The organism is Sulfitobacter sp. HI0040 (genome assembly GCF_001634885.1).
Classification (GTDB): Bacteria; Pseudomonadota; Alphaproteobacteria; order Rhodobacterales; family Rhodobacteraceae; genus Sulfitobacter.
Genome location: NZ_LWEX01000395.1, coordinates 1 through 9,941, shown reverse-complemented (window position 1 = coordinate 9,941; position 9,941 = coordinate 1). Strand labels below are relative to the sequence as shown.

Sequence of the window (9,941 nt, the reverse complement as noted above, 5' to 3'; positions counted from 1 at the left end):
ACGATGGGAGCCGTGAGGTTCTGGGCCTGTGGATCGCCGAGAACGAAGGTGCCAAATTCTGGCTCTCGGTGATGAACGAACTGAAGAACCGGGGGCTGCAGGACATCCTGATCACCGTCGTGGACGGTCTCAAGGGTTTTCCGGAGGCGATCACCGCCGCCTTCCCGGAGGCCATGGTTCAGACCTGCATCGTGCATCTGGTGCGCCATTCTCTGAACTTTTGTTCCTGGAAGGACCGCAAGATCGTGGCGGCCGACTTGCGCCGGATTTACAGCGCCCCGAGCACCGAGATGGCCGAAGCTGAGCTCGATGCCTTCGAGGAGAAATGGGCCGGGAAATACGCCTCCATCGCTCCGGCCTGGCGCAGGGCATGGGCCGAGGTGATCCCATTCTTCGGCTTCGATCCGGCGATCCGCAAGATCATCTACACGACCAATGCCATAGAAAGCTTGAACCGCGTGATCCGAAAATCGATCAAGACGCGCGGTTCATTCCCGACCGACGAGGCCGCGACCAAGCTGATCTATCTCGCAATCCGCAAGTTCGAAAAGGATGGCAGAAATGTTCGGGAATGGTTTGCAGCCCGCAACCAGTTCGCCATAATGTTCGGCGAGCGCTTCGACGCTTGAGTATCTGAAACCGCATGGGCCGGGAAAGATACACAGAGTTCATGACACTCCCCCTGCAGGGCTTCGACGGCATCCTGCAACTGGATGGCTATACCGGTTACGATCGACTGACGCGCCCCTCCCGCAAGGGCGGCGCGCCGATCACGGTGGCCCACTGCTGGGCGCATGCGCGGCGCAAGCTGAAGGAGGTCTTCGACCGCGACGGCTCGGAAATCGCCGCCGAGGGCCTGCGCCGGATCGCTGAGCTCTACCGCATCGAGGTCGAGATCCGGGGCATGGGCCCGGGCCAACGTCTGTCGGCCCGTCAGGCCCGCAGCGCGCCCCTCGTGGCCGAGTTCGGTGATTGGCTGCAGGCACAGCGTCTGCGTATCTCGGTTAAGTCGCGCCTCGGCGAGAAACTGACCTACATCCACCGCCAGTGGGGCGGCCTGCAGACCTTCCTCCACGACGGCCGCGTCGAGATGGACTCCAACGCCGTCGAAAACCTGATCCGACCGATCGCCCTGACAAGAAAGAACGCACTCTTCGCCGGCCACGACGAGGGCGGCCGCACCTGGGCCCGCATCGCCTCCCTGATCGCCACCGCGAAGATCAACGGCGTGGAGCCCTTCGCCTACCTCAAGGCGACCCTCGAAGCGATCACCGCCGGTCACCCCGCCAGCAGGATCGACGAGCTGATGCCCTGGAACTTCACCACGTCAAGCTGATCCCGCGTGGGGCGCAGACAGCGCTTACTGATGATCGACGCGACATACCTCAAGGCCCACCGAACGGCGACCAGCATGGCCGCCAAAAAGGGGGGCGTGGTCGCCTGATTGGTCGAACCAAAGGCGGTATGAACACCAAGCTGCACGCCATCTGCGACAGTCAGGGACGACCGATCGACCTGTTCGTCACCGCTGGACAGGTCAGCGATTATATCGGCGCACGGGCGCTGCTCAGTCGCCTACCAAACGTCAAATGGCTACTCGGGGATCGTGGCTATGACGCTGACTGGTTCAGAGAAGCGTTGCAGAACAAGGGGATACGCGCCTGCATCCCAGGCCGGAAGAAACGCAAGACGCCGGTCAAATATGACAAGCGGAGATACAAGCGGCGCAACCGCATCGAGATCATGTTCGGCAGGCTCAAGGACTGGAGGCGCGTCGCGACCCGCTATGACCGATGCCCCAAGGTGTTCCTCTCAGCCATCGCCCTCGCAGCTCTCGTCATTTACTGGTTATGAATCCTGACCCTTCTGTATCGTAGATCTGCTAGCGTGACCCCGTCACGTGTCCCGGCGAGGACCCGTGACGGGGTGGTGCGCGACGTCTGACCCTTGTGGCATGGCCACGCTTCTTAGCCTGTCGGCACCGCCTCTCCTTCATTGTCTCGAACAGTTGCCAGCGGCCCTCGTGGGACCGCGTATCAGACGGAGGAGAGCATGGAGAAGGTAACACACGGTCGGATCATCGGGATAGATGTGAGCCGAGACTGGCTCGATATTCACTGCCTTCCGGACGGTCAGCGTCATCGCATCCCCAATACCGATAATGGCCATGTCGCGGTGTCCGATCTCGCTCACGACCAGAGAGCCGTCGTCTGTTTCGAAGCGACGGGTGGGCAGGAATGGCGGCTCTGGTCCTATCTTCAGGATGCAGGCGTCGAGGCCCGCCAAGTGCCGCCGGCCCAGGTCAAGGCCTTCGCGCGCAGCCTTGGAACCCGAGCAAAGACCGACAGGATCGATGCCGAACTCATAGCGCGCTTCTTGGTCTTCAGACCCGAGGCAGGACGAACACTTCCCGCCGAACATCTACGTCTTCTCAGGGCCTTGACCACCAGACGGGCACAGGTGGTCGAGATGCGAAAGCGGCTTCTGGCGCAGATCCGGGCGCATCGGAAATCGGGAACGGCAGAGCTGTTCGAGGATATCGATGTGGAGTTGAAGGAGAGGTTGGATGTTGCGATCACCGAGTTGGAAAGCAGAATTTCAGAGCTTTTGGGGCGCTACAGGCATCTCGCGGGCACCGCGCGGATCCTTCGTTCCGTTCCCGGCATCGGACCAGTCGCCAGCTCAACGCTGATCACCGAACTTCCCGAACTCGGCGCTCTCACCGGCGAAGAAGCTGCGGCCCTGACCGGTTTGGCACCAGTGGCGCAGGACAGCGGAACGTTGCGTGGCAAGCGCGCAATCGCCGGTGGTAGACGCGCCCTACGACATGTCATGTTCCAGGCAGCGCTGGTCGCCTCGCATCATAACCCGACACTCAAAGCGTTCGCTGATCGGCTCCGTAAAGCCGGGAAACCACACAAGGTCATCGTCACGGCCGTCGCGCGCAAGCTCGTCATCATCGCCAATGCTCTGTGCAAAAGCCGACGGGAATGGGAGCACAGACACCCCTGAAAGATACAGTTGCTAGATAACGGATAATTATCGTATTCGGTAAAATTTGTGATGGTCATGAGTTTGGAAGGAAACAGAGACGTACTCGCCCCGGTCGGGGCTGCGATCCGCAGCCAGCGGGTCGCCTCCAGCCTGACCCTGCAGGAGCTCGCACGACTGTCGGGCATCTCGGCAGGCGCCCTCTCGTTGATTGAAACCGGCAAGCGCGACGTCAGGCTGAGCACACTTGCGAAGATTGCACGGTCCTTGAACGTGGAGCTTTCTGCCTTCTTTGGCGGCCCGCCCGAGCCCGGCGGTGACCAGGGAACGGGCATGGACCGTGGCTATGATCTGAGCGAGTTCGAATGAGAGCCGTTTATGTCTACTTCGCCAGTTTTCGGGTGGGCCGCATCCGGGTGAGCAGGCAAGGCGACCTGAGCTTTTCCTATGACGCTGCCTGGCAAGCCGCGCCGGGCGCTTTTCCGCTCTCACTCAGCATGCCGCTCGGGCCCGCGGAGTATCTCGCGAACCTCATCACGCCATGGCTCGCCAACCTCCTGCCCGAAGGCGAGCAGCTCGAGAAGCTGAGTCGATCCTTGGGGCGCTCGCCTACGGAGGCTCTCGGCCTTCTGACAGACATCGGTGGCGATACGGCTGGCGCCCTGTCCTTCGCAGAACCGAATGCACCTGCTGCTTGGCGCCACACGCCGCTGACGGAATACTATGAGACCGAGGATCCGGCGGAGGTCCTGGAGCAACACTTCGAGGATGTGGAGAAGCGGCCTTTCCTTGCCGGGGAAGGGGGTGTCAGGCTGTCTCTCGCCGGTGGTCAGACGAAAACGGCACTGGCGGTTCTCGATGCGGAGGGCACCCCGGTGTTACGCTTGCCGAGGAAGGGGGATCAGCTCGCCATCCCGCGGTTCGGTGCCCCCTCCACTGTCATCCTCAAACCCGAGAGCCCGCGCCGTCCCGGCAGCACGGTGAATGAGGCCTACTGCCTGCGCCTGGCGGCTGCCATCGGACTACCGGCGGCAGAGTGCGGGAGGATCACCACGCCGCGCCGCGCGGCGATCTGCGTGTTGTGTTCTGACCGTTGCCTCACGCGCTCTGGGGGCATTCAGCGCATCCACCAGGAGGACTTCGCTCAGGCGAACAGCCTGCCACCTGGCCAAAAGTACGAGCATGGAACTCGACCCGGCCTGTCGCTGCGCCAGATCCTCGAGACCGGCCGACGACTGGGCCCTCGCAGTGCCCTTGCTCTCCTGGATCAGGTAATATTCAACATTCGCGAAGAACCTTCAGACCACCACGATGATGCTGACCTGACGCGGGCAGCCTTGCCCGCCGGCACCGTTCAAAGGGACCGCGACAGCGCCTCGGCATAGATGCGCAGGATGGGCAGCATGTGCTCGCGCATGTCCTTGACGGTGACGCGCGGCCGCGCCGCGCTCACGCTCATCGAGGCGATCAGTTTGCCGTCCGGGTCGAAGACCGGAATGGCCATGCTGACCATGCCCAGTTCCAGCTCCTCGTCGGTGAAGGCCACCTTGTCACGGCCGGCGGCGCGGATGATCTCTTTCAGCTTCGCCTTGTCCGTAACCGTATGCTTGGTCATGGCCACCGGCTCCGCCGCGTCGAGATAGGCATCCAGCGCCTCGTCGTCATAGGCCGACAGCAGGATACGCCCCGTGGCCGCCGCATAGGCGGGCAGCCGGGTGCCCAGACGGATCGCGGTGGAGACCAGCCGCGCCGCCTCGGCCCGCGCGACAAAGGTTGACCGGCCATCCTCCAGGATCGACAGCGAGACGGATTCCCCCAGTTCCTCGCGCGCCGCGTCAAGCTGATGCTGGGCAAGCTGGGGCAGCGGAATCGCGCCTGTATAGGACAGGCCCAGCCGCAACATGCGCGGGGTCGGCATGAAACGCGGGCCGTTCTTGGTCAGATAACCCAGATCTGTCAGGGTCAGCAGGCAGCGCCGCGCGCTGGCCCGCGAAATGCCGGTTTCATCGGCGGCGGACGAAACGGTGACAGCCGGGTACTCTTCCCCGAACAATTCGATGATGGCCAGGCCCTTGGCCAGCCCCGCCATCCCCTCGGGCGCGCGCGATTTCGTCGCCGTGCCCCCGTCTTTTTCCGTTGTCCCCGTCATCCGAGCTCCACCCTTCTCCGGCGCTTGAGAACCCCGTCGAGGCCGCACCGTGCCACGGGGACCGGAATAAGTCCAGAAAGCGGGACGGGCCCGAAAGCAGACTTATTCCTCGTCGCCCGACGCCACGAAGGCATCGCTGAAAAAGCGATCTTTGGCTAGCCCGGCCTCGGCCTCGAATTCCGAGCGCGCCGCGTCGATCATCACCGGCGCACCGCAGGCATAGACCTCGACATTGCTCATGTCGGGAATGTCCTCCAGCACCGCGCGGTGGACGAACCCGGTGCGCCCGTCCCAGCCGTCCGAAGGCGACGAGATGACCGGCGTGAAGCTGATCCAGGGATGCGCCGCGGCCCAGCGGGCGGCGACATCGGCCATGTAAAGATCGGCCTCGGTATTGACACCCCAATAAAGCTTCAGCGGTCGCTCGGCCCCCAGCGCGATCTGGTTCTCGATCAGCGATTTTATCGGGGCAAACCCGGTGCCGGTGGCCAGCAGAACCGCGTTCATATCGTCGTTGTCAGACAGGCAGAACTCGCCATAAGGCAGCTCGACGGTCAGGAACTGGCCCTTGTCCAGCTTGCTCAGCACCTGCTCCGAAAACTTGCCGCCCGGCACATGCCGGATATGCAGCTCGATCCCGTCGTTTTTCTGCGGCGGGTTCGCCATGGAGTAGTTGCGGCTGTCGCCGTCCTCCATCACCACCCGCAGGTATTGACCGGCGCGGAACGGCGCGCGTTGCCCGATCGGCAGGCGGAACTGGATCACGGCCACGTCCGGCGCCGGGCGGGTGATCTTTCGCACCTTCGCCTCCAGCGTCTTGCGCTCCACCGGCTCCACCTTCTGGATCCTCGGCGTGATCTGAAGATCGGTCAGCGGACGGGCCTGGCACAGCTTGACGCCCTCGGCGGGACCGGCCTGAACCCCCTGCCCGCGCACCATCGCCTCGCCCGCCGCGATTCCGCCTTCGCAGGACGAACACACGCCCTTGCGGCATGAGTAGGGAATGGCGTAGCCCGCGCGATCAGCCGCGTCGAGGACGGTTTCGTCCTCTTCGCAGTCGAAGCCGATATCGTCATGGTCGGTGACGGTTATACGAAAACTCACTGAATACCTCCGACAAGCCTGATCGCGGCGACCGCCGCATCGCTGGACGCCTGACCCTTACCCGCAATATCGAACGCCGCACCGTGCCCGACACTGGAAAAGACCAGCCCGGAGCCGATCGACATCGCCGCCGAACTGCGCCCGGCCAGCAGCTTGACCGGGATATGGCCCTGATCGTGATACATGGCGACAAAGGCATCATAGCCTTCGCGCACCAGCATCACGTCGGCGCCTTCCGGCCCGTGCGCGTCGATCCCCTGCGCGCGCAGCCGTTCGATGGCGGGGGTGACGATGCGGTCGTCCTCATCCCCGAAAAGCCCGCCCTCGCCCGCATGGGGGTTGATCCCGAACAGCCCGATGCGCGGGGCGTCGATCCCCAGACCGCTGAGCGCCTGATGCGCGGCCAGCGTGGCGCGTTCGATCAGTTCCGGCGTCAGCCGGTCGAGCGCGGTGTGAATGCCTTCATGCAGCGTCACATGCACGACCCGAAGCCCGCCGCCGATCAGCATCAGGAAAACCGAATCCTCGCCGGTGCCCAGAAGCTCGGACAGAAGGTTGGGATAGCCCGAAAATGTCCGCCCGCTGGCATTGACCGCCGTTTCCGAATGTGGGCAGGCCACGATGCCGCGGCCGGTGCCGTCCTTGACCAGCGTCACCGCGCGCTCGACATAGGCGACCGTCGCCCGCCCGCTGGCGGCGGTGGGTGTGCCGGGCGTCACATCGGCCGCGTCAAGCGCGCCCACCTCATGAAGATCGACGTGGCCGGGCGCGCCCCATTTGTCCATGGACGACTCAAGTGTGAAGCCCGCCGCCGCTACGACCGGCTCCACCAGATGCCGGTCGCCCACGATCACCGGGCGCAGCGTCGGATCGTCGGCCAGCGCGATAGCGGCCTTGGCCGCGACTTCCGGGCCGATCCCGTTGGCATCGCCAACGGTGATCAGCACTCTTTCCTTTTGCGCCGTCATTACAGCGGGAAACCGAGCAGCGTGTCGATCTGGTTGCTGTCCAGCACCACAGTGCGCGACACGATCTTGGCCTCGTCACCGACGATCCGGTAGCGGTCGATATAGCGCCCGGTGGCAAAAAGATCGGTCGGCCCCTCGCGGGTGATCCGGGCCACCATAAACGAAGTTTCCGAATCCACTTCGCCGCCTTCCAGCTCGTCCACGAAGGGCTGCCCGATCATGTGCCGGTAGGAGTGGCGCTCATAGACGTTGGCCTCCAGTAGCGACAGGATACGGTCTCGCAGCATGTCCTTGCTGTCGAGCCAGACAAGACCCGCCTCAAGGTTCTGCGCGTAGTTGTCCGCGCTGGTGATCGTGTAGAAGCAATCATCCACGAAGAAGTTGGGCCATGCGGTGCAATCGCCATCGTCGATCTCGCGGACATAGCGGGCCTGCGCGGCGCTGATCAGGGCCGAAACCTCGGCCTGCCGTACGTGAATGTTCATAGCCCCATCCTCATTCTGTATTCTGCCCAGAACCCCCGGATCGAGGCTTCCGTAATGCGGTCGTCGCCGCCTTCGATGCTGCGCCCGCCCATTTCGAGCACGGCATTGTTGTCCGACGCGCCCTTGGTGCCGCGGCGCACGAAGCCGCCGATACAGCCGTCTTCCATCGACACATACCCGCCCGGCCCGATCAGGTTCGACAGTTTCAGACGCGCGCGGCGCTGTTCGGTCGTGTCATCCTCGAACCCGATATAGGTCCATTTGAGATGCATCTCGTCGGTGCCTTTCGGCAGGACCTGACGCACTGCGATCGAGTTCTGGATCTGTTGAAGGACGAAGCCCGGAAAGACCGTGAGGATCTGCAGGGTGATGTCGTCGTCGAATTCCTTGAAGCTCGCCAGCAGCGACTTGTCGGCCAGTTGCAGGTCCGATTGCGACCGGATCTTCTGGTCCGAATAGATCGTGTTCTTCGCCTTCTCGGCTTCCGCGACCTGGTCGATCTCGGAATAGCTCACATGGCAGCCGCCATTCGGGCTGACAATGATTCCGCCCTTCTGCGACAGCCGGTTCAGCTCGAAGGTCGTGAAGAAGGTGTGCAGGATGCTGGCGTGATAGCTGTCCTTGGTGTTCTCAACATAGAGCTTCCAGTTGTTGGGAAGCACCTGCGTGAACCGGCCCAGAGCCACCATCTTGCGGCCTTCCAGCACGCGGCGGATGCGGCCAAGAACCTCATCGCCCAGGTAATCCTCGATATCGTCCACGTCCTCGTCGAAGCTGCCGAAGATCAGCCCTTCGACATTGGCCACGCGCAGCTTGCGAGGGCCAACGGAGTTCATGCAGAAATCCTTCTCCATCCCGCCTTTGCCGCCGATCCCGTCCTTGAAGGCGATCCCGACTAGGTCACCTTGCAGGCTGTGGGTCCAGGCATGATAGACGCAGGTGAAATCCTTGACGTTGCCGCGATCTTCCAGCGCCAGAAGCGAGCCGCGATGCGAGCAGCGGTTCTCGAACGCATAAATCTCGCCGTCATGGTCGCGGGTCACGATGACCGGGGTTTCCCCCACATGGACCGCGACGAAATCGCCGGGCGACTGAAGTTCGGCTTCAAGACACATGTAGTTCCAGGTTTCCCCCTGGAACAGGCGCTCATTTTCCATCTCCAGAACGTCTTCGCGCTGGAACACCCAGTAAGGGACATGGAAACCCTCATCTTCCTTCGCCCAAACAGGCATATCCGCCCCAAGGGGCGCCAAATTGTTCATGGGTTTACTCCCTCCCGATAAACCAGTTGTCGGATGTTCGTATGTCGAACTAAAACCGCTATTCGATTTTTGATTTACAATCCTGAGAATTTTGTGTCAAGCAGGGACTGGCCATGCAGATGCAGGAAACAGGGGGAGGAGCAGATGAAAAATCAAGGCACCAAGCCCCTTGCGAAGGTGACATATCCGCCGGTGCCGGCGGGCGGCGTTCAGGGGCCGGTCACTGGCCGTCAATCATCTTAAGGAGCGGAAAATGCCCAAAAAGACAGTCCTCTTCATGTCGGGAAGCAGCCAGGTCGGCTCGTCCAACTGGCGGATGGTCGGCGCCGCAGCGGCGCTTGCGGACCGCGACATGGCGGATGCCTTCACGGCGGTCACGCTGAACCTTGCCGAATATGAGCTGCCGGTTTTCATCGAGGGTCAGCCCGGTCCCGTACTGGACGATGCAGCGAAGCTTCGCAAAGCCGTGGCCGCGGCAGACGCCATCTTCATGAGCTCCGATGAATATACCGGCGCGTTCTCCTCGGTGTTCCGCAACGCCGCTGGCTGGATCGGGCATGACGTGGACGGCGCGGGCAACCTGTTCCAGGGCAAGCTGATCACCCTGTGCGGCGCGCCGGTGGGCGGCGTGGGCGCGCTGCGCGGCCACCCGGCCCTGCACCAGTTCCTGCTGGAGCTTGGCGCAAACGTCTATTCGCAGAAATTCGAACTCGGCTCGACCTCAAGGATCTTCCGCCAGGACGGAAGCCTATCGCCCGCCGTCCAGAAACAGCTGGCCGAAGGGGCCTTTGCCCGGCTGACGGGTGAGATCGCCTGACCAAAGGCCATGCCGGATCGCCGATGGTCCCTCGTCACACCGGGTGATTCTATAATGGCATCATAATTCGTATTGCGAATGGGAAGCGGGCCGGCGACGTGCCAAACGCACCGGCCCGGCCACGCCAAACCTGTCCGAACACGTCAGTCGATCAATACGGTGTCC

11 protein-coding genes and 1 pseudogene are annotated in these 9,941 nt (G+C 62.8%); 7 read left to right on the top strand and 5 right to left on the bottom strand.

Translation table 11 applies throughout. The features are described 5' to 3' along the window. From A3728_RS16305 to A3728_RS16280, 6 genes and pseudogenes are all read left to right on the top strand, one after another. A partial coding sequence (locus A3728_RS16305; RefSeq protein WP_150120854.1) for an IS256 family transposase occupies positions 1-629 on the top strand: 629 nt, incomplete at its 5' end. Positions 630-643: 14 nt separating this feature from the next. Then, positions 644-1,336: an IS66 family transposase gene (gene tnpC / locus A3728_RS16300; protein ID WP_269084726.1), complete on the top strand. Its 693-nt coding sequence runs from the start codon at positions 644-646 to the stop codon at positions 1,334-1,336. A 21-nt stretch (positions 1,337-1,357) separates the two neighbouring features. Then, a pseudogene (locus tag A3728_RS16295) lies at positions 1,358-1,854 on the top strand (IS5 family transposase); the annotation flags it as partial. A gap of 198 nt (positions 1,855-2,052) precedes the next feature. Continuing rightward, a complete protein-coding gene (locus A3728_RS16290; protein WP_067925956.1) occupies positions 2,053-3,012 on the top strand; it encodes an IS110 family transposase in 960 nt (319 codons plus the stop codon). A gap of 63 nt (positions 3,013-3,075) precedes the next feature. Next, positions 3,076-3,360: a helix-turn-helix domain-containing protein gene (locus A3728_RS16285; protein ID WP_161487204.1), complete on the top strand. Its 285-nt coding sequence runs from the start codon at positions 3,076-3,078 to the stop codon at positions 3,358-3,360. Beyond that, the gene (locus tag A3728_RS16280; protein ID WP_067925953.1) at positions 3,357-4,376 is read left to right on the top strand and encodes a HipA N-terminal domain-containing protein; all 1,020 of its coding nucleotides are present in this window, start codon (positions 3,357-3,359) and stop codon (positions 4,374-4,376) included. Before A3728_RS16285 ends, A3728_RS16280 begins: the two co-directional genes overlap by 4 nt. On the opposite strand, the gene A3728_RS16275 is transcribed toward A3728_RS16280, so the two are convergent. The 5 genes from A3728_RS16275 to A3728_RS16255 all read right to left on the bottom strand — a co-directional run bounded on the left by A3728_RS16275 (position 4,346) and on the right by A3728_RS16255 (position 8,959). Next, positions 4,346-5,140 carry an IclR family transcriptional regulator domain-containing protein gene (locus A3728_RS16275; RefSeq protein WP_067925952.1) on the bottom strand — a complete coding sequence of 265 codons (795 nt, stop codon included), beginning with the start codon at positions 5,138-5,140 and terminating at the stop codon, positions 4,346-4,348. The genes A3728_RS16280 and A3728_RS16275 overlap by 31 nt on opposite strands. Before the next feature lie 102 nt (positions 5,141-5,242). Then, entirely contained in the window at positions 5,243-6,244 is a 1,002-nt protein-coding gene (locus A3728_RS16270; RefSeq protein ID WP_067925949.1) for an FAD-binding oxidoreductase, read from the bottom strand. Beyond that, positions 6,241-7,191 (bottom strand): PdxA family dehydrogenase, encoded by a 951-nt coding sequence (locus A3728_RS16265; RefSeq protein ID WP_236628248.1) that lies wholly within the window; start codon positions 7,189-7,191, stop codon positions 6,241-6,243. The genes A3728_RS16270 and A3728_RS16265 overlap by 4 nt, the downstream gene beginning before the upstream one ends. Positions 7,192-7,211: 20 nt before the next feature. Continuing rightward, a complete protein-coding gene (locus A3728_RS16260; RefSeq protein WP_067925943.1) occupies positions 7,212-7,697 on the bottom strand; it encodes an aromatic-ring-hydroxylating dioxygenase subunit beta in 486 nt (161 codons plus the stop codon). After that, a complete protein-coding gene (locus tag A3728_RS16255) occupies positions 7,694-8,959 on the bottom strand; it encodes an aromatic ring-hydroxylating oxygenase subunit alpha (RefSeq protein WP_201722143.1) in 1,266 nt (421 codons plus the stop codon). Before A3728_RS16255 ends, A3728_RS16260 begins: the two co-directional genes overlap by 4 nt. A gap of 253 nt (positions 8,960-9,212) precedes the next feature. On the opposite strand from A3728_RS16255, the gene A3728_RS16250 reads away from it, so the two are divergent. Next, complete coding sequence (locus tag A3728_RS16250; protein WP_067925940.1) at positions 9,213-9,776, top strand: NADPH-dependent FMN reductase; 564 nt, start codon at positions 9,213-9,215, stop codon at positions 9,774-9,776. The last annotated feature ends 165 nt before the right edge of the window (positions 9,777-9,941 follow it).